Here is a 20,756-nt window from a genome sequence, read left to right on the forward strand (position 1 = left end):
CTCAGGTGCACGGCGGCCGGGCGCGTGGGCCGCGGATCACTGCCTTCTCAGCCGCGTTATCGGCAGGCCTGGGCAATACCTGAGGGCAGGTCTCAGGCCTGCGGCAACCCTTGGATGAACAGGACGATGCGCTCGCCCAGCTCACGCGCCAGCGGCAGCTCGGGGTTGCGGTAGCTGTCACGCTGCTGGCTCATGTCCCGGGGGCTGATGCGCAGCACGTGGTTCATGCCGTCGATCAACGCCAGTTGCGCGTCGGGTTTGGCTGCCTTGAGGCGCTCGGCATCGGCCACCTCTACCTGGATGTCGTTGCGCCCCTGGACGATCAGCGCCGGCACCTTGAGCCGGGCGAAGGCCGCCGCCGGGTCCTGATGCAGCAAGGTGATCAGGTACGGCTGCACGCTGGGGCGGAACACCTGGCGCAGCGGCGCGGGAACGTCGGGGCTGGTCTGTCCGGCCTGCAACCGGTCGATCAGCGCCACGCCAGCGGGCAATTGCGCCGGCGGCAGGCGCTGGGCCAGCTGCTCGCGCAGCACGTCGGCCACCGGCCTACCGCTGCCGGCCAGGGTGATCACCGCGCTGGCGCCGGCCTGCTCCGCGGCGAGGCTGGCGATCAGTGCGCCTTCGCTGTGGCCGACCAGGATCAGCGGGCCGAAGCGTGGGTCCTGTTTGAGTGCGCGGCCCCAGGCCACCACGTCGGCGACATAGCGCTCGACGCTGAGGTCACGTTCATCGGGGGTGGCCGGCTGGCTGGCGGCCACGCCGCGCTTGTCGAAGCGCACGCTGGCAATGTGTTCGCCGGCCAGCAGCAAGGCCAGGCGCTTGAGGTTGTCGAGGCGTCCTGAGGCTGGGTTGTTGCCATCGCGGTCGGTAGGGCCGGAGCCGGCGATGATCAGCACCACCGGGGGTGGCGTGGCCTGCTGGGGCAGCAGCAGGCTGCCGTGCAGCACGCCCTGGCCGGTGTCCAGGTCGATGGGGCGTTGCAGCACGGTGGGGGCGGCCTGGGCGAGGCTGGTACAAAGCAGCAGGAGCAGGGCGGCGAGGCGCGACTTCATGGGCGGGGTACTAGGTGGGAAGGTGATCATTCGACCTTGGCTGATCCTGAAGGTTCGCGAGCCACACTCACGCGGTTTTCCGTATACTGCCGCTTTCGTTCACTTCAGGCTGATTCGCGGAGCGTCCATGTCCGGCAATACCTACGGCAAGCTGTTCACTGTCACCACCGCAGGCGAAAGCCATGGCCCGGCGTTGGTCGCCATTGTCGACGGCTGCCCGCCAGGCCTGGAAATCTCCCTTGCGGACCTGCAGCACGACCTCGACCGGCGCAAGCCCGGCACCAGCCGGCACACCACCCAGCGCCAGGAGCCGGACGAAGTGGAGATCCTCTCCGGCGTGTTCGAAGGCCGTACCACCGGCTGCTCGATCGGCCTGCTGATTCGCAACACCGACCAGAAGTCCAAGGACTACTCGTCGATCAAGGACCTGTTCCGCCCGGCCCACGCCGACTACACCTACCACCACAAGTACGGCATCCGCGACTACCGTGGCGGTGGCCGCAGCTCGGCGCGCGAAACCGCCATGCGCGTGGCGGCCGGCGCCATCGCCAAGAAGTACCTGGCCACCCAGGGCATCCGCGTGCGCGGCTACATGAGCCAGCTCGGGCCGATCGAGATCCCGTTCAAGACCTGGGACTCGGTGGAGCAGAACGCCTTCTTCAGCCCCGATCCGGACAAGGTGCCGGAGCTTGAGGCCTACATGGACCAGCTGCGCCGCGACCAGGATTCGGTGGGGGCGAAGATCACCGTGGTCGCCGAAGGCGTGATGCCGGGCCTGGGCGAGCCGATCTTCGACCGCCTCGATGCCGAGCTGGCCCATGCCTTGATGAGCATCAACGCGGTCAAGGGTGTGGAGATCGGCGCCGGTTTCGCCAGTGTCGCCCAGCGCGGCACCGAACACCGTGACGAGATGACGCCCGAGGGCTTCCTCAGCAACAACGCCGGCGGCATCCTCGGCGGCATTTCCTCGGGCCAGCCGATCGTCGCCCACCTGGCGCTCAAGCCGACCTCGAGCATCACCACCCCGGGCCGTTCCATCGACGTCGATGGCAACCCAGTGGAGGTGATCACCAAGGGCCGTCACGATCCTTGCGTCGGCATCCGCGCCACGCCGATCGCCGAGGCGATGATGGCCATCGCCTTGATGGATCACCTGCTGCGCCACCGGGCGCAGAATGCCGAGGTAAGGGTCAACACCCCGGTGCTGGGCCAGCTCTGACAGTCCCGGCCCTATCGCGGGGCAAGCCCGCTCCCACGAATTCCAGCGTGGGAGCGGGCTTGCCCCGCGATAGGGCCGGAAGCCTCTGAACGGACTTCCCAATGCCTCCGATCCCCTACTGGCGCCTCTCCAGCTTCTACCTCTTCTACTTCGCCCTGCTCGGCTCCACCGCGCCGTTCCTGGCCCTGTACTTCGACCACCTGGGCTTCTCCCCGGCGCGCATCGGCGAACTGGTGGCCATCCCCATGCTCATGCGCTGCGTGGCCCCCAACCTGTGGGGCTGGCTCGGTGACCACAGCGGCCAGCGCCTGCTGATCGTGCGCCTGGGCGCGCTGTCGACCCTGGCGACCTTCTCGCTGATCTTCTTCGGCAAGAGCTACGCCTGGCTGGCGCTGGTCATGGCGTTGCACGCCTTCTTCTGGCACGCGGTACTGCCCCAGTTCGAAGTGATCACCCTGGCCCACCTGCACGGCCAGACTGCACGTTACAGCCAGGTACGGCTATGGGGCTCGATCGGCTTCATCCTCGCCGTGGTGGGGCTTGGGCGCCTGTTCGAATGGCTGAGCCTGGACATCTACCCGCTGGCGCTGGTGGCGATCATGGCCGGTATCGTCGTTGCCAGCCTCTGGGTGCCCAATGCGCAACCCGTCGAGCAGGCCGAGCAGCGCGGGGCAGGGGGCTTTCTCAGGCAAGTGCGGGCGCCTGGGGTCCTGGCCTTCTATGTGTGCGTGGCCCTCATGCAGCTCAGCCACGGCCCGTACTACACCTTCCTTACCCTGCACCTGGAGCACCTGGGCTACAGCCGCGGCGCCATCGGCTTGTTGTGGGCGCTTGGCGTGGTGGCTGAAGTGTTGGTGTTCTTGGTCATGAGTCGGATCTTTGCCCGCTGTTCGGTGCGCAAGGTACTACTGGCCAGCTTCCTGCTGGCCGCGCTGCGCTGGCTGTTGCTGGGCAACCTGGCCGAAATCCCGGCGGTTCTGGTGTTCGCCCAGGTATTGCATGCGGCCACCTTCGGCTGTTTCCATGCAGCGGCCATCGCTTTTGTTCAGGCCAGCTTCGGCGCTCGCCAGCAGGGTCAGGGCCAGGCATTGTATGCGGCGCTGTCAGGTACCGGCGGTGCCTTGGGTGCCCTGTACTCGGGCTACAGCTGGAAACTGCTGGGCCCACACTTCACCTTTGGTATGGCCAGCGTCGCGGCGCTCGCGGCAGCCGTTATCATTGCCTTCCGACTCAAAGAAAGCAGGAACCACCCCTGATGAGCATCCTCAGCGTATTCGACCTGTCCAGTCCGGACCTGCCGCACAAGGTGCTGACCCACCACGACGACATCGCCGCGACCCTGGCCGAGCAGGGCGTGCGCTTCGGCCGCTGGCAGTCCCGCGCGCGCCTGCGCCCGGGTATCAGCCAGGATGAAGTGGTCGCGGCGTGCCGTGGGCCGCTCGATCAACTGATGACCACGCATGGCAGCGTGGTATTTGGCGTGCTCAGCCGCGATGGCGCCGACCTGAGCCAGGCCGACCTGCGTGATGAACATGTGCATGACAGCGATGAAGTGTTCGCGATGATCAGCGGGCGTGCACAGGTCAGCCTGCGTCTGGGCGGCGCGGTGTATGCCGTGCTGTGCGAGAAGGACGATGTGCTGCTGGTGCCGGCCGGCACACGCCGCTGGCTGGACCTGGGGCCTAGCCCATTCTGCCTGGCCCTGCGTCTGTTCGGCAGTGAGCAGGGTGTGCAGCCACGCTTCACCGGGGATGCCATGGCGCGGCAATTTGCTGGTTTCGATGAACTCTGAATGAACTCGCGGGGCAGCTTCTGCTCACACCCTCCAAGGGTGAGCAGAAGCTGCCCCGCGAACAGGTTACGCGCTTAGCGGTAGGTCGGCAGGGCGAAGCGTTGCTGGCTCTGCAGCATGGAAATCACCGGCAGCTCGCTGGCTTGTTCGGCAAGGTCGCGGCGGATGGCGCTGATGGCCCACGACAGCTGTTCGGCACTGTGCAGTTGCGCATAGGACAGCACCCGGCGGGTCACCACGCCGTCGCTGGCGCGCAGGGTGAGCAGCACACCGCCGTCGGGGCGCGGCTGGGTGGCAACCTGGTAGGCGGCGAAGAGCGAGGCGAATTTTTGCTGGATGAGGTCCATATCAACTCCTGACTGTTGTACTGGCAGACTTGAGTTGATGGTTGCAGTGACCGTGCCAGCCTGGGATTAAAATAAAATCCCTATAAATCAATAAGTTATATTTGTTTTTGCAGGTACCTGTATTGCATTCTGCACGCCCGTGCATTTTGCACAGTGCATTTTGCACGGTCATAGCCTGGCTCTCTGCCGCCGATAGAATCTGAACCTTGGACCTGTCGCTGCTGCCTGATGGAAACTTGGCCCATTGCCAGATGCCAGGAGGTTCCCGATGTCCGATCACCAGCCCGCCACCATGACCACTGAAGAAACCGCGGCCTTCGCCGAAGAGGTCTTCGAGCGCGCCCGCCGCGGCGACGCGACAATGCTCGGCCGCCTGCTCGATAACGGCCTGCCCGCCAACCTGCGCAACCACAAGGGCGACACCTTGCTGATGCTGGCCAGCTACCACGGTCACCATGACGCCGTGCAGGTGCTGCTGGCCCATGGTGCCGACCCGCTGATCGCCAATGACAACGGCCAGTTGCCCATCGCCGGCGCCGCCTTCAAGGGCGACCTGGCGATGATCCGCCTGTTGCTGGAACACGGCGTACCGGTGGATGCCGCTGCCGCGGACGGCCGTAGCGCATTGATGCTGGCGGCGATGTTCAACCGCCTGGAGATCATCGACTATCTATTGGCCCAGGGTGCCGACCCCGCGCACCGCGATGCCGCCGGTGCCACTGCGCTGATGGCAGCCCGCACCATGGGTGCGGTGGATAGCGCGGCACGTCTCGAAGCATTGGCCGGCTAACTGCCCGGGGGCTTTTGCGGCTATCCTTGGCGCTTTTCACGCCAACCCGCAGGCCCCCCCATGAAAGACCAGTTGCTCGAATTCATCAGCCTCATCGGCGCCGGTTGCATGCGCGATGAGGACATCGAGCGCATCGCCGCCGAGGCCGCCGAGGCCTACGCCGACCCCGCCGCCTTCCTCGCCGCCAATCCGGACATCAACTACGACGACAGCTTCCCGTTCCCGCTGGGTGAATGGGTGGTGGTCGGCAGTCTGCCCGATACCGTGCTGTTCCAGGCCGACAGCTACCAGGACCTGTTCCAGCAGATCAGCGACTCGTTCGACAAGAGCGTGCCGTTCACCCTCAAACCGAAGCAGCTGGCGCGCACCGAGGCGCTGACTGCGCTCAACCGCATCCAGGTGCAGATGGGCGCGCTGAACAAGGAAGCCGGTGGCTACGTGCTGCTGAACTTCAGCCAATTGCTCGACGATGAGCTGCAGATGATCATGGTCGGGCAGCACGACCTGGCCCGTGTGCTGGAGCTGGGCGAGGCCGTTGGTATCAAGGTGGAGCCGGCGCTGGAAGCGCTGAAGGTGGCAGTGCACATCTGAGCCGCTGCCGTCGCGGAGCCCGTAGGAAAGGGCTCCGCGACCGGCCCGTCAACCCAGCGCGGTATCGAGGAACATCATCACCGCGAAGCCGCCCATCAGTCCCAGCGTTGCTGCGGTCTGATGCCCGTTGCGGTGGGTTTCCGGGATCACCTCGTGGGACACCACGAAGATCATCGCCCCCGCCGCCAGGCCCATGCTGATCGGGTAGGCCAGGGCGAAGCCGGTGGAAATGCCCAGGCCGATCACCGCGCCCAGCGGCTCCATCAATCCCGAGCCGATCGCCACCATCATCGCCTTGAAGTTCGACAGCCCCGTGGCGCGCAGGGCCAGGGCCACGGCCAGGCCTTCGGGGATATCCTGGATGGCGATGGCGCTGGTCAGCGGCAGGCCGATGGCCATGTCGCCATTGGCGAAACTCACGCCGATGGCCATGCCCTCGGGCAGGTTGTGCAGGGTGATCGCCAGCACGAACAGCCACACCCGGCTCACCCGCTCGGCCTGCGGGCCACAGGGGCCGGTGCTTTCATGCTCGTGCGGAGTGAACCGGTCCAGGCCCAGCATCAGCAGCACCCCAAGGCCCATGCCCAGCACCACGGTGAAGGCCGCCGCGGGGCCGTTACCGGTGATCTCGCGGGCGGCGTCCAGGCCGGGGAGGATCAGCGAAAACGAACTGGCGGCGAGCATCATGCCGGCGGCGAAGCCGAGCATTACGTCCTGGGTGCGCGCGCTGACGTCACGCAGGATCACCGCCAGCACCGCGCCCAGGGCGGTGGCGCCGAAACCGGACAGGCCGCCGAGCACTGCCAGGTGCAGGTGGTCGGCATGGTCGCCGTTGACCGCGTTCCAGATGCTGGCCAGCAGCAATGCGCTGATGGCCAGCAGGCTCAGCACCAGGCCGGCGCTGAGCCAGGGTGTCTGCAGGGCCTGTTGCCGCCAGGCGCTGAGCAGGGAGTCAGGGGCGGCGCTTTGAGTGTGGGCGGGGGGCATGCGAACCTCGAGGGCAGTGGATAACAGCAGTCTATCCACTGACCGGCATTCCCGACCAAGGATTCCCTTCTATAGGGGCCATAGCCAGCTATGCTCTGCAGCACACACACCGTGCAGGAGCGGCACCATGGGGTCTACCTTCAACAGCCTGGTCGGCCTGATCATCCTGGCCCTGGACATCTGGGCCATTCTCAATGTGCTCAAGAGCGGCGCCGAGGTAGGGATCAAGGTGCTCTGGATCCTGCTGATCCTGCTATTGCCAGTGCTGGGGCTGATCATCTGGGCGATCGCCGGGCCGCGGGGCAATGTGCGGATCTGAAACCTCACGTCCCAACTGTGTAACTTTGTAAGGGCAGGCTACTCTCGACAAAATTTTCACACTCGATTTCTGAAAATCCGCGCCGCACAATGCGGCCTTGGTCTCACCTTGCCCACGAGGTCCAGACCACCAGGCTATTGGCGCTTTCGCCTTCCCGCAAACCGCAATCCTAGGACCTCTCCATTCATGGCTAACACGGACGCCTTGAAGCAACAGGGCGTGCGAGGCTCGTTCTCGCCGACCCTGAAATCCCACCTGGCCTACACGTTGCTCAGTGGCCTGGTGATCATGCTGATGCTCAGCCTGGTGCGCCTGGCGCTGTTGGCCTACAACAGCGACATGATCGGCGACACGCCGTACTCCACCGTCGCCGAAGGCTTCTTCAACGGCTTGCGCTTCGACCTGCGCGTGGTGGTGTACATCAGCATTCCGTTGCTGCTGGCGCTGCTCAGCCCCTGGCTGATGGCCCGGCGTGGCCTGTTCCGCTTCTGGCTGACCATCGCCTCGAGCGTGGTGATGTTCCTCGGCCTGATGGAGATGGACTTCTACCGCGAGTTCCACCAGCGCCTGAACGGCCTGGTGTTCCAGTACATCAAGGAAGACCCCAAGACCGTCATGAGCATGCTCTGGTACGGTTTCCCGGTGGTCCGCTACCTGCTGGCCTGGCTGGTCGGCACCTGGCTGCTGAGCCTGCTGTTCAAGGGCATCGACCGGTTGACCCGCGGCAACAGCAGCGCCCAGCTGCCGGGCAGCCGCAAGCTGGCGCCCTGGTACGGTCGCCTGGCGGTGTTCATGGTGGTCCTGCTGGTGGCCGTGGTCGCCGCCCGCGGTACCCTGCGCCAGGGGCCGCCGATGCGCTGGGGTGATGCCTTCACCACCGACTCCAACTTCGTCAACCAACTGGGCCTGAACGGCACCCTGACCCTGATCGATGCCGCAAAGAGCCGCTTTGGCGAGGACCGCTCCAATATCTGGAAGCCCGTACTTGACCAACCGCTGGCCACCCAGACCGTGCGCGAGCAGCTGCTGACCGCCAACGACACCCTGGTCGATGCCGACGAGGCCGCGATCCGCCGTGACTTCGTGCCGCCCGCGGCGAACACGCTGGGGGTCAAGAACGTCGTGGTGATCCTCATGGAAAGCTTCGCCGGCCACTCGGTCGGTGCCCTGGGCAGCCCGAACAACATCACCCCGTACTTCGACAAGCTGGCCAAGGAGGGCCTGCTGTTCGACCGCTTCTTCTCCAACGGCACCCATACCCACCAGGGCATGTTCGCCACCATGGCCTGCTTCCCCAACCTGCCGGGCTTCGAATACCTGATGCAGACCCCGGAAGGCGGCCACAAGCTGTCCGGCCTGCCGGCGCTGCTCAGTGCCCGCGACTATGACGACGTCTACGTCTACAACGGCGACTTCGCCTGGGACAACCAGTCCGGATTCTTCGGCAACCAGGGCATGACCACCTTCATCGGCCGCAACGACTTCGTCGACCCGGTGTTCTCCGACCCGACCTGGGGTGTGTCCGACCAGGACATGTTCGACCGCGGCAACGAAGAGCTGGCCAAGCATGACGGCAAGAAGCCGATCTACGCGCTGCTGCAGACCCTCTCCAACCACACCCCGTACGCCTTGCCCAAGGACCTGCCGGTGGAGAAGGTCACCGGGCAGGGCCGCCTGGACGAGCACCTGACCGCCATGCGCTACTCCGACTGGGCGCTGGGCCAGTTCTTCGAGAAGGCGCGCAAGGAGCCGTACTTCAAGGACACCCTGTTCGTCATCGTCGGCGACCACGGCTTCGGCAACCACCAGCAGGTCACCGAGCTGGACCTGGGCCGCTTCAACGTGCCGCTGCTGCTGATCGCCCCAGGCATCCAGGAGAAGTTCGGCGCGGTCAACCATACCGTGGGCACCCAGGTCGACATCGTGCCGACCATCATGGGCCGTCTCGGTGGCCAGGCCCGCCATCAGTGCTGGGGGCGCGACCTGCTCAACCTGCCTGAGGGCGACCAGGGCGTGGGCATGATCAAGCCGTCGGGCAGCGAGCAGATCGTCGGCCTGGTGCAGGGCGACCGCATTCTCATCGAGTCCAAGGACATGACCCCGCGGATGTACCGCTACCAGCTGGGCCGCGAGTTCAAGGCCGAGCTGATCGACAGCCCCGACCAGCCGGAAATGCTCAAGAAACTCGAGGCCTACATCCAGACGGCAACCAAGAGCCTGCTGGACAATACCGCCGGTGTCGTCCACGGCACGCCGAAGTAGCAGCGCCCAGTGGTCTCAGGAAGCCCGCCGTTGACCGGCGGGCTTTTTTCATGCGGTTTCATGCATGCGGCTGAACATTTGCCGCTGTGCCATGGTCAAGCTAGTACGCAGTTCAATCCACCGTTGTGCCAGCGAGGGCTGATCGATGAAAGCATGGGAAGTCAGCTTTGCCGACCAGAAGGGCGAGCTTAAGACGCTGCTGCTCAACGCCGAGCAATGCCCCAGCGAGGAAGACGCCGCACGCGCCATCCGTTCGAGTTTGTTCCCGCTCATGGATGAGCTTGACCTCAATGACTTCCAGGACCGCAGCTTTTCCCCCACGGCACGCTGGCTCAAGGAGCAGAGCGGCGTGACCATCACCACCATTCGCCAGCTACCCTGAGCCGCCTCGCTCTGGCGCAGTGCCTGCACAGGCACTACGCTGGAGACAGGCGCCGGCCAAATCTGCGGGTCCGCGTCGATTCCACTCGCGTCTTGCATCAGCTCGAATTGCCAGGCATGGCACGCTTGCCAGGCAGGTGCCTTGTGCACTGAAAGTCTATCCATTGCTTTGCAGGAGGACGTTTCATGAGCAGCCAATACGACGACGTCAGCAGCAATGTCCTGCGCCAGATGAAAGCTGGCGGTTTCGATTTCACCCGCATCCATCCCATCGAGTTCTATGCCGTGTTTCCCGACGAGGCCGCCGCGCGCCGGGCGGCGGTGCAGTTCCGTGGCGAGTCGCTCAGCGCCCAGGTGAGCGAGCGCGATGATGGTGCCTGGCACCTTGAGCTGAGCAAGGTGATGTACGCCACCCATGGCGGCATCGGCGCTTTCGAGCAGGCCTTCGAACGGCTCGTGTCACCCCATGGCGGCGAGGTCGAGGGGTGGGGCGTCAAGCAGGAACGGCCGATTGCCTAGGCAATGCGGCCCCGCGCGCCCTACCGTTGTTTGCGCCCGGCCATATGTTTCAGGTATGCCAGCAATGCATCGAGTTCCTGATCGCTCAGCACCTGGGTGGAGAATCCGGGCATCTTGGCCTGCGGCCAGTGCCGCAGGCTCTGCGGATCACGAAGATATTGGCGCAGGAATGCCGGCTGAAAGTATTCGGTAGGGTTGTGCGGCAGGTTCAGGTCAGGGCCCAGGTGCGCATCGCCAGCGCCATTGAGGCGGTGGCAGGCCAGGCAATTCTGCTGGAACAGGGCAAAACCCTGGCGCACCGGATCCGCATCGGGTAGCGCTGGGGCGGGCAACAGGGCGGGGAAGCGCGCCTCGACCGGTGCCAGGCTGCGAATGCTGGCGATCTGAAACGGCCATTGCTCCGGGCGGATGCCGCTCTGCTCGGGTTGGGTCCACACCAGATAGAACGGCCCGGCTCCCGGCTTGCCCTGGCCCAGTGGCGGCCAAGGCTGGGCGTTGTCCTCGATGGCCAGCCAGGCTTGTGCCGGGCCTGGCTGCAACAGCGGGCCGGCGGGCATTTCTGCAGCGAAGCCGTCGAGGGCCACCGCCTGCAAGTGGTCACTCGGTTTCACGCCCTCGAGCAATGCTGCCAGCGGTACGGCGCGGTAATGCATGGTGCGCTTGTAGGCAACGTCCTGTTCAATAGTGACGTCCCGCGCCTGGGGATGGGTGAGCAGTTGCTCGCTCTGCCAGTGCCGGCTGCCGTTACCCAGTTCGAGGGTCAGTTGCGCGGCCGCCGCTGGCAGCGGAATCAGCAAGCAGAGCAGGGTAAGGCACAGGCGCATGGGTTATCTCCAACCATCAAGGTCGGCAGGTTACCCATGCACGGTCGGAAAAGGCCACTGCCGCGATCAACCGAACAACCGGGTGAGGTTGGGCAGGATCAGCAGCAGGGTCGTGGCGAAGAGTATGAGCCCGGCTTGGCGTACTTTGGATTGTCTGAACATGGCGGACCGCCTTCTTGTTGTTATTCCTGAATAACCCTTGGCTTCCTTGTCTGGCTTCGGGTCGATCGCAGTGGCGTGATCGAACGCCTTCACTGCTTGCCGCGTGTTTGTGGATATACAACCAACACTAGGGCCCGCGTCATCCCTGTTTCAGAACCCTTCGCTCTAAAAAATATCATGTCGATTCCTCATGGCTTTAAGGCCACTGGCCACCCCGCTGACACGCTGACGCTAGACGAGTGCGCGGCAAGGGTTACCAAGGGTTACAGGGCCTACCGTTCGTCTGGACATCCTACTTGCTTGTGTAGCCCTTTCGCGTCAGTCTCTACAGCAAATCCCACCCACATGTCGTTCAGGACTACCGCTATGTCGTTACGCATCTGCATCCTTGAAACCGATGTCCTGCGGCCGGAGTTGATCGCGCAGTACCAGGGCTACGGAAGGATGTTCGAGCAGCTGTTTTCACGCCAGCCGATCGCCGCCGAGTTTGATGTGTACAACGTGATGAACGGCGACTATCCGCCGGCTGAGCGGACTTTCGATGCCTACCTGGTGACCGGCAGCAAGGCCGACTCGTTCGGCGATGATCCGTGGATCCAGACGCTCAAGGCCTACCTGCTCAAGCTGTATGAGCGGGGCGAGAAGTTGCTGGGGGTGTGTTTCGGTCACCAATTGTTGGCGTTGACCCTCGGCGGCAAGGCCGAGCGCGCCGACAAGGGCTGGGGCGTGGGCATCCACCGCTACAGCCTGGCGGCCCATGCGCCGTGGATGGACCCGCAGGTGTCCGAGCTGACCCTGCTGATCAGCCACCAGGACCAGGTCACCGAGCTGCCCGAAGGGGCCACGGTGATCGCCTCGAGCGATTTCTGCCCCAACGCCGCCTACCATATCCGTGACCAGGTGTTGTGCTTCCAGGGCCACCCGGAGTTCGTCCACGACTATTCCCGAGCCTTGCTCGACGCACGTCAGGCCTCGCTGGGCGACGAAGTCTATGCCAAGGCGGTGGCCAGCCTTGCCACCGAGCACCAGGGGGATCTGGTGGGCGAGTGGATGCTGCGCTTCGTCCAGCAGCCCGGTAGTCGCGCGATCTGAGATCCTCGTTGACTGAGGTCGCGTGGGAGCGGGCTTGCCCCGCGATGCGATGTATGGCACCGGCTTCGCCGGTGATCGCGGGACAAGTCGCAGCGGCGAACCGCCGCTCCCACGCTGATTGGCGTTACAACCAGCCCGAACGCTTGAAGCTGTAATACAGCCCCGAACAGCCCAGGGCGATCACCCCCAGCACGCCGAAGTAGCCGTAGCGCCATGCCAGCTCCGGCATGTTCTCGAAGTTCATCCCGTAGATCCCGGCGACCGCTGTGGGAAACGCCAGGATCGCCGCCCAGGCGGCGAACTTGCGCTGAGTGATGCTCTGGCGTGAGGACTCCAGCAGCATGCCGATCTCGATGGTCTGGCTGGCAATGTCGCGGATCCCGGCCAGGTCTTCCATCTGCCGCGTGACATGGATCTGCACGTCGCGAAAATAGGGGCGCATGTTCTTGTCGATGAACGGGAAGCTCAGGCGCTGCAGCTCTTCGCTGACCTCCACCATCGGCGCCACGTAGCGGCGCAGGCGCAGGATGTCGCGGCGCAGGCTGTGCAGGCGCTGGATGTCTTCTTCCTTGAGCGAGTTGCTGAGCACGCTCTGCTCCAGCTCCTCGATCTCGCCGTGGATGGCCTCGCTCACCGGCTGGTAGTTTTCGGTGACGAAATCCAGCAGGGCGTAGAGCACGAAGTCCTCGCCGTGCTCAAGCAGCAAGGGGCGCGCCTCGCAGCGCTGGCGCACCAGGGCGTAGGACTTCGAGTGGCCGTTGCGGCAGGTGATGATGTAGCCGTTGCCGGCGAAAATATGCGTCTCGATAAACTCGAGCTTTCCCTCGTGGCGCACCGGCGAGTAGGTGACGATGAACAGGGCATCGCCGAAGGTCTCCAGCTTTGGCCGGCTGTGTTTCTCCAGGGCGTCCTCGATGGCCAGCTCGTGCAGGCCGAACTGGCGCTGCAGATTGGCCAGTTCCTCGGCGTTGGGCTCTTCCAGGCCGATCCAGACGAAGTGCCCGGGCTTGCGCGCCCATTGCGCACCCTCGTCGAGGCTGATGTTGGTGACCTTCCTGCCGGCGCTGTACACCGCCGATGCGACGACTCGACCCATGGTTGTCCGCTTATCCGATTGAACACGCTACACAGCTTGGGCTGTGTAGCGGCACGGGGCAAGTCCGCACGCCGATCAGGGCGCGGTGAGCTCGCTTTCCATATGGTCGATGCAATGCTGCATCTGGCTGCGGCATTGCTCTATCAGCGCGGGCAGGTCCTGTTGGGTCAGGCCCGCGGTGGCGATGGGGGCCAGCGAGCGGATGACCACCGTGCGCTGGCGCCAGCTGTTCAGGCTCAGGCGCCTGGTGTAGCGGCTGACGCATACCGGCACGATCGGCACGCCGGCCTCGATCGCCATGTGGAAAGCGCCTTTCTTGAACGCCAGCAACTGTTCGCCGGGGTTGCGCGTGCCCTCGGGGAAGATCCAGATCGAAGTATCGTCGCGCAGGGTCCGGGTGGTGGTCTGCATGGCCTTGCGTGCCTGATAGGCGTTCTTGCGGTCGATCAGCACATTGCCGCCCAGCCAGAACAGCTGGCCGAATAGCGGGATCCAGCCCAGGCTCTTCTTGCCGATGGCCACGGTGCGGCGCGGCACGACTTGGCCGAGGATGAACAGGTCATAGTTGGACTGGTGGTTGGCGATGATCACGCAGCCGGGGGGCTGGTCCCACAGCGGGCCGACCTCGGCCTTGACCTTGATGCGCAGCAACCAGGCGGTCGGTACGCTGTACAGGCGGGCGAACAGGCGGCTGTTGTCGGGATTGAACGGGCGCAGCAGGCCAATCACCAGGCCGACGACACCCACGAGCAGAAAGTGCAGCGCCAACAGGAGCATGCGGAGCATATAAAGCATGGTACGACTCACACCGGACAGTCGCGGCGCAGTGTACGGGTGTGCACTGGTGGGGGCAAACGTTGCTGTAGCGTGGGAGGTCAAGTGGGAGCGGGCTTGCCCCGCGATGGCGTCACCTTGGGTGATCGCATCGCCGGGCAAGCCCGCTCCCGCAAAGTCCTGTGAGGAAAATCCCTGGATGGACTCAGCCCAGGTGGTTCTGGTCCGCCAGGATCGCCTCGTCCAGCGCCTCCAGCAGGCCCTTGCGCACCTTCAGCTTGGTGTTCTTGTGCGCCAGCATGTTCAGCTTCTTCATTTCGCGGGCGGCGGCCAGGGCGGTTTCGTGCAGCTTTTCAGCTGGCACCACCTTGTCGAGGAAGCCGGCTTCCCGGGCACCCTGCGGGTCGAACACTTCGGCATTGTTCACCGAGCGCTGGAATGCCGCACGGCCGAGGCGGTCACGGGCAAGCTCGATACCGGCGTGGTGCATGGTCATGCCGATCTGCACTTCGTTCAGGCAGATCTTGTAGGGGCCTTCGACACCGATGCGGTAGTCGCCCGACAGCAGCAGGAAGGCGCCCTTGGCCACGGCATTGCCGGGGCAGGCGACGATCACCGGGAAAGGGTGCGACAGCAGGCGCCGGGCCAGGGTGGAGCCGGCGGTGACCAGGCCCACGGCCTCCTTGGGGCCGGCGGTCATCACCTTGAGGTCGTAGCCGCCGGAGAGAATGCCCGGCTGGCCGGTGATGATCACCACCGCGCGTTCCTCGACGGCGCGATCGAGCGCGGCGTTGAAGGCTTTGATCACATCCGGGGAGATGGCATTGACCTTGCCGTTGTTCAGGGTCAGGGTGGCGATGCCGTCTTCGGCGTGGTAGGTAATCAGCTCGCTCATGGCAGAGTCCTTTGGATGGCGTGGCGACGACGTTACCCAGCGGCGCCGGCCAGGTAAAGCACCAAGGCTGACTGGTCGGTCAGCGCCGCGCCGCCGTGCCTTGCGCCATCTGGGCAGCGCTGAGCGGGTGGGGAAAAGCGCTGGGTACAATGGCAGCATTGCCCTGATTGGCCAGAGTTTTCGGCCGATTGCCTTAAGCGCATGAAAATTCTGAAAAAAATGCTTGCCAAGTAAAAGCTCTTCTACTAAATTAGCGCGCCTCGACAGGCTGAATAGCTTGAAGAGAAAACGGTGAAGTGTCCGAGTGGTCGAAGGAGCACGCCTGGAAAGTGTGTATACGAGAAATCGTATCAAGGGTTCAAATCCCTTCTTCACCGCCACATTCTACGAGAAGCCCCCGAATCGAAAGGTTCGGGGGCTTTTTGTTTGTCGCTTTGTTTTTACCTGTGCGATCGCATCGCCGGCAAGCCGGCTCCCACAAGGTAATGCGATCTCCTGTGGGAGCCGGCTTGCCGGCGATGGGCTGCGAAGCAGCCCCTTTAGAAACTTACTGAGGCCGACAGCCGTGCCGTGCGCGGCGCGCCCTGGAACAGGTAGTTGTCGCCCAGGTAGTCGCCCACGTCGCGCCAGTAGCGCTTGTCGAAGACGTTGTCCACGGTCAGGCGCAGCACGGTGTCGTAGCCGCCGATGTTCGTGCGGTAGCGGCTGCCGATGTCGAACACGGTGTAGCCGCCGACTTCGACATTGCCTGCAGAGCTTGCGTACTTGCTGGCGCTGTAGCGGGCGCCGCCGAGCAGGGCCAGGCCGGGGACGGGGAGGGCGTAGTCGGCCTGCAGCGCGGCGCGCAGGCGCGGCACGTTGATCGCCTGGTGGCCTTCGTAGGCGACGGTGTCGCTGTTCTGCACCCGGGCGCGGATCGCCGCGGCGCTGGCCTGGATCTGCAGGTTGGAGGTGACCCAGCCGCTGGCGCCGAGTTCGAGGCCGGTGTTTTTCTGCTGGCCCGACTGCACGTAGGTCGGCGCCGGGTTTTCATCGGGGCGGGCGTACTGGTAGGCCTGGCGGATCTGGAACAGGGCCGCGCTGAAACTCATGCCCTGCCAGTCACGCTTGATGCCGACTTCGAGCTGGCGCGACAGGGTGGGGGCGAGGATTTCGAACGCGTTGCTGGCATACCAGGGGGCGGTGCCACCTGAGGACAAGCCTTTCGCATAGCTGGCGTACAAGGTGGTGTCCGGCTGCGGCTTGTAGATCAAAGCTGCGTTAGGCAGCAGTTGGTACTGTCGGGTGTGGCGCCCGGCAACGCCATTCTGGTCCCAGGTCTTTTCGTCCAGGCGCACTTCCCGTGCGCCGATCACGGTCTGCCAATTGTCGTTGAAGGTGATGCGGTCGCTGAAGAACAGGCCGTACTGGCGGCTGTCCAGGCGACGCTCACTGCTGCCAATGGGCTTGTCCGATGGCTCCACGGCTGGCGCACCGGTATGGATGTTGCCCGTACCTCGCCACTCGTTGTAGCCCGGTCGCTGATCGAGCGTGCGGCGTTGGGCGCTGGTGCCGACGGTCAGCTCATGGCTCACGCCCAAGGCATCGAAGCGCCCGTCGAGCGTGGCCTGGGCTTCGTCGATGCGACGGGTATCGTCAGGGCTGCGGAAATCGTAGATGTCGTAGTCGCCATTGCTGCCGAAGTAGGACCCTTCGCTCGAACCCCAGGCGAATGCGCTGTAGTCATCGATTACCACCTTGCTGCGCGAGGCGCTCAAGGTACCGTTCCAGTTGTCGTTGAACTGGTACTTGAAGCGCCCGCCCAGGTTGAGCGAGTCGTTCTGCACGGGTTTGGCCCACGACTGCCAGGCCAAGTGATCCTTGGGGTCGACGCCATGGGGCAGTTGGGTGCCGCCGAGCAGTTGATACCCCGGCACCGAATACTGCTCGCGGTGCTGGTATTCGGCATCCAGCTCCAGCACGGCATTCGGGTTGAGCTGCCAGTCGAGGGCCAGGGAGGCGAAATCGCGCTTGCCGTCGGCATGATCGACATACGAGCGGATATCCTCGTGAGCAAGGTTCACCCGCAGGCCCAGCTGGCGCTCGGCGCCGAACCAGCCGCCCAGGTCGGTGGCCAGGTAGCGTTCGCCCTGTTCGTTGCTCGACACGCTGAGGCTGCGTACATCCTCCGGGCGCTTGGTCACATAGTTGACCAATCCGCCGGGCTCCGACACGCCGCTCTGCAACCCGGACAGCCCCTTGAGCAGCTCCACCTGCTGCTTGTTCTCCAGCGCCACGTTCTGCTCGCCGGCGATGGTCTGGCCGTTGACCCGGTAGCTGCTGGCAGCGTTGAGCTCGAAGCCGCGCACGTTGAAGTTTTCGTAGTAGCCGATCGGCGCATAGCTTTCGCCCACCGAGGCATCGCTCTGCAGCACCTCGCTCAGCTTGCGCACCTGGCGGTCGTCCAGCAGCTGGCGGCTGAACACGCTGACCGCTGCCGGGGTGTCGAGCAGCGGTGTGCTGTGCAGGCCGCCGACCTGGGCTTCGCGTGCCTGGTAGCCGCTGTCCTGAACATCCGAGATGCGCACGGGGGCCAGGGCCACACTGTCGTCGGCAAGGCCATGGCCACTGTGCAGGGCAAGGCCCAGGCCGAGCAGGCCCAAGGGTAGGCGGGGGCGAAGCGGGGTCATGCAAGGCTCCTTGAAAAGCGGACGCGCCGTTATCGCTCGGCAGCTGTCGGGCAGGCAAAAGGGCGCCATGGTAGCAGGCTGCCGAGCCTTTCAGGGATGCAGGGTGCAGACATGGGATTGGCGCACCGCCGCTCCCACCGATACCGCGCAATGCAGAGGCATGCGCGTTTCCTGTGGGAGCCGGCTTGCCGGCGATGACGCCAGTACAGTCAATACGAACGAAGCGGGGTGTGATTCAGGCCGCCGCCGGGCGCTGGTGCCGGCGCCAGCTGTCGTCGATCTTCGACCAGGTCTTGCCGTCGGTGATGGCCAGCAGCTTGCGGCCATCCTTGAAGGTGGCGAGGAAGGTGACTTCTTCCTCCTTGCCGCCCAGCAACAGGCCGGCGAGCAGGCCGACCGGGCCGGCCACCAGGGCGCCGGCCACCCCCCAGCCCAGGGCGGTGCCCAGGCTGCGGGTCGACTCGAGGTTGGCCAGTTTCAGATCCTTGATCCGCGCCAGTGAAATGCGCTCGCCGGGCGAAGGGCTGCGCGGGGTCTTGAGTGTGAGCGCTCCATTGCGATACTCGCCTTCACCTTGCAAGAAATCGCCGGATTGCACCGTGAGTCTTGTCATTGTGTCGTCCTGTCAGGAAGGGGCTTTGACCAACGCCTACTGAGCGCTCCGCACGCTGGCAAGTCAACGCCGAGGCGACGGAGGGTCGTGCGGCAGGTCGTCGCGTAGTAAAGCGCCTAAACGAAGCGTTGATGGCAAATCACAGGCACAAGTCGCATTTTCGAAAGTAAACTTCGAATCGTCGTCTATAAAGCCCTGGGGGCATGATTGGAACTAATGCTTGCAGCTGCCGCCATTGATCCATCGCAGTTTGCGCAAATAAGTGCGATGCAGTTGAGTTTTCGAAAACGAAAAAATGGCGCCAAAAAACGCTGGACATTAAGTTTCAATGTGTGTCAGTTTTTTTGCGCCTCATAAAGGCGAGTGACAGGAAGTTCTCGCCAGGTGGGAAATCCTGTCTGACATCAACTGCTTTTTTGTAAACAAGGAAGTAACCTGCATGTCGAAAGTCAAAGAAAGCGCTATTGTTTCGGCCGTTTCCGCACTGCAGCCGAAGGGACCAAGTTCGTCCTTCGGCCTGATCGATAGCTTTGCCCACCAGTACGATCGCGGCGGCGCGAACATCAATGGCAAGAAGTCCTTCACGGTCGACCAGGCCGCCGACCACCTCCTGCGTGATGGCGCAGCCTGGAAGGACCTGAACAAGGACGGCACGATCAGCCTCACCTACACCTTCCTGACCAAGGCACCGTCTGACTTCTACAGCCGCGGACTGGGCTCGTTCAGCCAGTTCAGCGACCTGCAGAAACAACAGGCCAAGCTCTCCATGCAGTCCTGGTCGGACGTGGCCAAGGTCACCTTCACCGAGGCAGGATCGGGCGGCGACGGTCACATGACCTTCGGTAACTTCAGCGCCAGCAACGGCGGCGCGGCATTTGCCTACCTGCCGTTCGACGGCCCGGGTTCGCACAAGGGCGAGTCCTGGTACCTGATCAACAGCGGCTACCAGGTCAACATCACCCCGGGCACCGGCAACTACGGGCGCCAGACCCTGACCCACGAGATCGGCCACGTGCTCGGCCTGTCCCACCCTGGCGACTACAACGCCGGCGAGGGCAACCCGACCTACCGTGACGCCGACTACGCCCAGGACACCCGTGGCTACAGCGTCATGAGCTACTGGAGCGAAAGCAACAACGGGCAGAACTTCATCAAGGGCGGCGGGCAGTACTACGCCTCGGCTCCGTTGATGGATGACATCCTGGCGATCCAGAAGCTCTACGGCGCCAACTATGCCACCCGCGCCAGCGACACCACCTACGGCTTCAACTCCACCGCTGATCGCGACTTCTACTCGGCCACCTCGGCCTCGTCGAAGCTGGTGTTCTCGGTGTGGGACGGTGGCGGCAACGACACCTTCGACTTCTCTGGCTTCACCCAGAACCAGAAGATCAACCTCAACGAAGCGTCGTTCTCTGATGTCGGCGGCATGGTCGGCAACGTATCCATCGCCAAGGGCGTGACCATCGAAAACGCCTTCGGCGGCTCGGGCAACGACCTGCTGATCGGCAATGCGCTGGCCAACGTGCTCAAGGGTGGTGCCGGCAACGACATCATCTACGGCGGCGGCGGTGCCGACCAGCTGTGGGGCGGCAGTGGCGCGGACACCTTCGTGTTCGCCGCCGTCAGCGACTCCACCAAGGCGGCGCCGGACCGCATCATGGACTTCACCTCGGGCGTGGACAAGATCGACCTGTCGGCCATCTCCGCGTTCGCCGTGAACAAGCTGCCGCTGCAGTTCGTCAATGCCTTCAGCGGCCATGCCGGCGAGGCGCTGCTGACCTACGACCAGGCCACCAACCTGGGCAGCCTGTCCATCGACTTCACCGGAAACGCCTCGGCTGATTTCCTGGTGACCACCGTTGGCCAGGCCGCTGTCACCGACATCGTGGTCTGATGTACCAGGGGGGCGGCGTTCGCGCGTCGCCCTTTTGTCGGCGAGGCAGACGAATGAAAGCAACCTTGCGAACGATCGCGCTGGCCGCGATTGCCCTGATGTCGATGACCGAGGTAGGTATGGCGAGCAGCCTGTTACTCCCCAGCGCCGCGCAAATGGCCGGTGATTGGACGCTTTACTCCGAACAGCCGCAGGCGCAAACCTGCAACCTGCACCTGGGCGCCAACGAAGGCGAAATCGAAGGCGACCTGGATTGCGCCAGGGACCTGCTGGGCCTGCGCCCCGGTAGCTGGCTGGTAACCCCCGACACCCTGGCCCTGGTGGGCGGCGACGGCAGCAGCGTGGTGCACTTCAGTCGCGAGGGTGCCAGGCGTTACGCCTGGACCCGGCCGGACGGTACGCAACTGGTGCTCAAGCGCCTGGACAAATAACCCCGGCCTGAAACTTCAAAGTTTCAGGCAAGCAAGGGCGAAAC

At 64.2% G+C, this 20,756-nt stretch carries 21 protein-coding genes and 1 tRNA gene; 13 read left to right on the plus strand and 9 right to left on the minus strand.

The annotated features are described in order from the left end of the window. Nucleotides 1–92: 92 nt before the first annotated feature. Complete coding sequence (locus KHO27_RS03535; RefSeq protein WP_214501214.1) at nt 93–1,052, minus strand: alpha/beta hydrolase; 960 nt, start codon at nt 1,050–1,052, stop codon at nt 93–95. 127 nt (nt 1,053–1,179) lie between these two features. On the opposite strand from KHO27_RS03535, the gene aroC reads away from it, so the two are divergent. From aroC to KHO27_RS03550, 3 genes are all read left to right on the plus strand, one after another. Then, entirely contained in the window at nt 1,180–2,271 is a 1,092-nt protein-coding gene (gene aroC, locus KHO27_RS03540) for a chorismate synthase (protein WP_110698114.1), read from the plus strand. A gap of 101 nt (nt 2,272–2,372) precedes the next feature. Next, nucleotides 2,373–3,527, plus strand: a complete 1,155-nt coding sequence (locus tag KHO27_RS03545; RefSeq protein ID WP_214501215.1) for an MFS transporter — start codon at nt 2,373–2,375, stop codon at nt 3,525–3,527. Beyond that, nucleotides 3,527–4,063 (plus strand): oxidase, encoded by a 537-nt coding sequence (locus tag KHO27_RS03550; RefSeq protein ID WP_214501216.1) that lies wholly within the window; start codon nt 3,527–3,529, stop codon nt 4,061–4,063. Before KHO27_RS03545 ends, KHO27_RS03550 begins: the two co-directional genes overlap by 1 nt. Nucleotides 4,064–4,137: 74 nt before the next feature. On the opposite strand, the gene KHO27_RS03555 is transcribed toward KHO27_RS03550, so the two are convergent. Next, nucleotides 4,138–4,410 carry a DUF3509 domain-containing protein gene (locus tag KHO27_RS03555; protein ID WP_046856587.1) on the minus strand — a complete coding sequence of 91 codons (273 nt, stop codon included), beginning with the start codon at nt 4,408–4,410 and terminating at the stop codon, nt 4,138–4,140. A 268-nt stretch (nt 4,411–4,678) separates the two neighbouring features. On the opposite strand from KHO27_RS03555, the gene KHO27_RS03560 reads away from it, so the two are divergent. Both KHO27_RS03560 and KHO27_RS03565 read left to right on the plus strand, forming a co-directional pair. After that, nucleotides 4,679–5,200 (plus strand): ankyrin repeat domain-containing protein, encoded by a 522-nt coding sequence (locus KHO27_RS03560; RefSeq protein WP_110698120.1) that lies wholly within the window; start codon nt 4,679–4,681, stop codon nt 5,198–5,200. Nucleotides 5,201–5,260: 60 nt separating this feature from the next. Then, on the plus strand, nt 5,261–5,791 hold the full coding sequence (locus KHO27_RS03565) for a hypothetical protein (RefSeq protein WP_102684198.1): 531 nt from the start codon (nt 5,261–5,263) through the stop codon (nt 5,789–5,791). 48 nt (nt 5,792–5,839) lie between these two features. Here the strand turns inward: KHO27_RS03565 and KHO27_RS03570 are convergent, their stop codons facing one another. Next, nucleotides 5,840–6,778 carry a ZIP family metal transporter gene (locus tag KHO27_RS03570; protein WP_178081993.1) on the minus strand — a complete coding sequence of 313 codons (939 nt, stop codon included), beginning with the start codon at nt 6,776–6,778 and terminating at the stop codon, nt 5,840–5,842. 127 nt (nt 6,779–6,905) lie between these two features. Here KHO27_RS03570 and KHO27_RS03575 point away from each other — a divergent pair, with 127 nt between their 5' ends. From KHO27_RS03575 to KHO27_RS03590, 4 genes are all read left to right on the plus strand, one after another. Continuing rightward, nucleotides 6,906–7,097 carry a PLDc N-terminal domain-containing protein gene (locus tag KHO27_RS03575; RefSeq protein WP_023629733.1) on the plus strand — a complete coding sequence of 64 codons (192 nt, stop codon included), beginning with the start codon at nt 6,906–6,908 and terminating at the stop codon, nt 7,095–7,097. 186 nt (nt 7,098–7,283) lie between these two features. Continuing rightward, nucleotides 7,284–9,359: an LTA synthase family protein gene (locus KHO27_RS03580; protein WP_214501217.1), complete on the plus strand. Its 2,076-nt coding sequence runs from the start codon at nt 7,284–7,286 to the stop codon at nt 9,357–9,359. 145 nt (nt 9,360–9,504) lie between these two features. Then, nucleotides 9,505–9,741 carry a hypothetical protein gene (locus tag KHO27_RS03585; protein WP_102684200.1) on the plus strand — a complete coding sequence of 79 codons (237 nt, stop codon included), beginning with the start codon at nt 9,505–9,507 and terminating at the stop codon, nt 9,739–9,741. Nucleotides 9,742–9,926: 185 nt separating this feature from the next. Next, nucleotides 9,927–10,259, plus strand: a complete 333-nt coding sequence (locus KHO27_RS03590) for a ribonuclease E inhibitor RraB (RefSeq protein ID WP_102684201.1) — start codon at nt 9,927–9,929, stop codon at nt 10,257–10,259. 20 nt (nt 10,260–10,279) lie between these two features. On the opposite strand, the gene KHO27_RS03595 is transcribed toward KHO27_RS03590, so the two are convergent. After that, nucleotides 10,280–11,083 (minus strand): cytochrome c, encoded by an 804-nt coding sequence (locus KHO27_RS03595; RefSeq protein ID WP_110698124.1) that lies wholly within the window; start codon nt 11,081–11,083, stop codon nt 10,280–10,282. 528 nt (nt 11,084–11,611) lie between these two features. Here KHO27_RS03595 and KHO27_RS03600 point away from each other — a divergent pair. Beyond that, nucleotides 11,612–12,337 (plus strand): amidotransferase, encoded by a 726-nt coding sequence (locus KHO27_RS03600; RefSeq protein ID WP_110698126.1) that lies wholly within the window; start codon nt 11,612–11,614, stop codon nt 12,335–12,337. Nucleotides 12,338–12,461: 124 nt separating this feature from the next. On the opposite strand, the gene KHO27_RS03605 is transcribed toward KHO27_RS03600, so the two are convergent. The 3 genes from KHO27_RS03605 to KHO27_RS03615 all read right to left on the minus strand — a co-directional run bounded on the left by KHO27_RS03605 (nt 12,462) and on the right by KHO27_RS03615 (nt 15,102). Then, nucleotides 12,462–13,433 carry a magnesium and cobalt transport protein CorA gene (locus KHO27_RS03605; protein WP_110698128.1) on the minus strand — a complete coding sequence of 324 codons (972 nt, stop codon included), beginning with the start codon at nt 13,431–13,433 and terminating at the stop codon, nt 12,462–12,464. Nucleotides 13,434–13,508: 75 nt separating this feature from the next. Beyond that, on the minus strand, nt 13,509–14,228 hold the full coding sequence (locus tag KHO27_RS03610; protein ID WP_214501218.1) for a lysophospholipid acyltransferase family protein: 720 nt from the start codon (nt 14,226–14,228) through the stop codon (nt 13,509–13,511). Between the two features lie 184 nt (nt 14,229–14,412). Continuing rightward, nucleotides 14,413–15,102 (minus strand): crotonase/enoyl-CoA hydratase family protein, encoded by a 690-nt coding sequence (locus KHO27_RS03615; protein ID WP_110698132.1) that lies wholly within the window; start codon nt 15,100–15,102, stop codon nt 14,413–14,415. Nucleotides 15,103–15,392: 290 nt separating this feature from the next. On the opposite strand from KHO27_RS03615, the gene KHO27_RS03620 reads away from it, so the two are divergent. Further along, nucleotides 15,393–15,482, plus strand: a tRNA-Ser gene (locus tag KHO27_RS03620). Nucleotides 15,483–15,641: 159 nt separating this feature from the next. Here KHO27_RS03620 and KHO27_RS03625 read toward each other — a convergent pair. Both KHO27_RS03625 and KHO27_RS03630 read right to left on the minus strand, forming a co-directional pair. Further along, nucleotides 15,642–17,771: a TonB-dependent siderophore receptor gene (locus tag KHO27_RS03625; protein WP_111532678.1), complete on the minus strand. Its 2,130-nt coding sequence runs from the start codon at nt 17,769–17,771 to the stop codon at nt 15,642–15,644. Nucleotides 17,772–18,006: 235 nt separating this feature from the next. After that, a complete protein-coding gene (locus KHO27_RS03630; RefSeq protein ID WP_046856576.1) occupies nt 18,007–18,384 on the minus strand; it encodes a hypothetical protein in 378 nt (125 codons plus the stop codon). 439 nt (nt 18,385–18,823) lie between these two features. Between KHO27_RS03630 and KHO27_RS03635 the strand changes: the two genes are divergently transcribed. Together KHO27_RS03635 and KHO27_RS03640 are read left to right on the plus strand one after the other, a co-directional pair. Further along, nucleotides 18,824–20,281, plus strand: a complete 1,458-nt coding sequence (locus KHO27_RS03635; RefSeq protein ID WP_110698136.1) for a serralysin family metalloprotease — start codon at nt 18,824–18,826, stop codon at nt 20,279–20,281. A 53-nt stretch (nt 20,282–20,334) separates the two neighbouring features. Continuing rightward, on the plus strand, nt 20,335–20,712 hold the full coding sequence (locus tag KHO27_RS03640) for an AprI/Inh family metalloprotease inhibitor (RefSeq protein WP_110698138.1): 378 nt from the start codon (nt 20,335–20,337) through the stop codon (nt 20,710–20,712). The last annotated feature ends 44 nt before the right edge of the window (nt 20,713–20,756 follow it).

The sequence above is a fragment of the Pseudomonas sp. RC3H12 genome, from assembly GCF_018596375.1.
Taxonomy (GTDB): Bacteria; Pseudomonadota; Gammaproteobacteria; order Pseudomonadales; family Pseudomonadaceae; genus Aquipseudomonas.

What these genes read in the sequence shown, in the direction of transcription:
- KHO27_RS03590 (WP_102684201.1), top strand. Translation starts at nt 9,927, where the DNA reads ATGAGCAGCCAATACGACGACGTCAGCAGCAATGTCCTGCGCCAGATG.
- KHO27_RS03580 (WP_214501217.1), top strand. Translation starts at nt 7,284, where the DNA reads ATGGCTAACACGGACGCCTTGAAGCAACAGGGCGTGCGAGGCTCGTTC.
- KHO27_RS03545 (WP_214501215.1), top strand. Translation starts at nt 2,373, where the DNA reads ATGCCTCCGATCCCCTACTGGCGCCTCTCCAGCTTCTACCTCTTCTAC.
- KHO27_RS03625 (WP_111532678.1), bottom strand. Translation starts at nt 17,771, where the DNA reads ATGACCCCGCTTCGCCCCCGCCTACCCTTGGGCCTGCTCGGCCTGGGC.
- KHO27_RS03600 (WP_110698126.1), top strand. Translation starts at nt 11,612, where the DNA reads ATGTCGTTACGCATCTGCATCCTTGAAACCGATGTCCTGCGGCCGGAG.
- KHO27_RS03565 (WP_102684198.1), top strand. Translation starts at nt 5,261, where the DNA reads ATGAAAGACCAGTTGCTCGAATTCATCAGCCTCATCGGCGCCGGTTGC.
- KHO27_RS03640 (WP_110698138.1), top strand. Translation starts at nt 20,335, where the DNA reads ATGAAAGCAACCTTGCGAACGATCGCGCTGGCCGCGATTGCCCTGATG.
- KHO27_RS03575 (WP_023629733.1), top strand. Translation starts at nt 6,906, where the DNA reads ATGGGGTCTACCTTCAACAGCCTGGTCGGCCTGATCATCCTGGCCCTG.
- KHO27_RS03535 (WP_214501214.1), bottom strand. Translation starts at nt 1,052, where the DNA reads ATGAAGTCGCGCCTCGCCGCCCTGCTCCTGCTGCTTTGTACCAGCCTC.
- KHO27_RS03560 (WP_110698120.1), top strand. Translation starts at nt 4,679, where the DNA reads ATGTCCGATCACCAGCCCGCCACCATGACCACTGAAGAAACCGCGGCC.
- KHO27_RS03610 (WP_214501218.1), bottom strand. Translation starts at nt 14,228, where the DNA reads ATGCTTTATATGCTCCGCATGCTCCTGTTGGCGCTGCACTTTCTGCTC.
- KHO27_RS03555 (WP_046856587.1), bottom strand. Translation starts at nt 4,410, where the DNA reads ATGGACCTCATCCAGCAAAAATTCGCCTCGCTCTTCGCCGCCTACCAG.
- KHO27_RS03595 (WP_110698124.1), bottom strand. Translation starts at nt 11,083, where the DNA reads ATGCGCCTGTGCCTTACCCTGCTCTGCTTGCTGATTCCGCTGCCAGCG.
- KHO27_RS03550 (WP_214501216.1), top strand. Translation starts at nt 3,527, where the DNA reads ATGAGCATCCTCAGCGTATTCGACCTGTCCAGTCCGGACCTGCCGCAC.
- KHO27_RS03635 (WP_110698136.1), top strand. Translation starts at nt 18,824, where the DNA reads ATGTCGAAAGTCAAAGAAAGCGCTATTGTTTCGGCCGTTTCCGCACTG.
- KHO27_RS03615 (WP_110698132.1), bottom strand. Translation starts at nt 15,102, where the DNA reads ATGAGCGAGCTGATTACCTACCACGCCGAAGACGGCATCGCCACCCTG.
- aroC (WP_110698114.1), top strand. Translation starts at nt 1,180, where the DNA reads ATGTCCGGCAATACCTACGGCAAGCTGTTCACTGTCACCACCGCAGGC.
- KHO27_RS03570 (WP_178081993.1), bottom strand. Translation starts at nt 6,778, where the DNA reads ATGCCCCCCGCCCACACTCAAAGCGCCGCCCCTGACTCCCTGCTCAGC.
- KHO27_RS03585 (WP_102684200.1), top strand. Translation starts at nt 9,505, where the DNA reads ATGAAAGCATGGGAAGTCAGCTTTGCCGACCAGAAGGGCGAGCTTAAG.
- KHO27_RS03630 (WP_046856576.1), bottom strand. Translation starts at nt 18,384, where the DNA reads ATGACAAGACTCACGGTGCAATCCGGCGATTTCTTGCAAGGTGAAGGC.
- KHO27_RS03605 (WP_110698128.1), bottom strand. Translation starts at nt 13,433, where the DNA reads ATGGGTCGAGTCGTCGCATCGGCGGTGTACAGCGCCGGCAGGAAGGTC.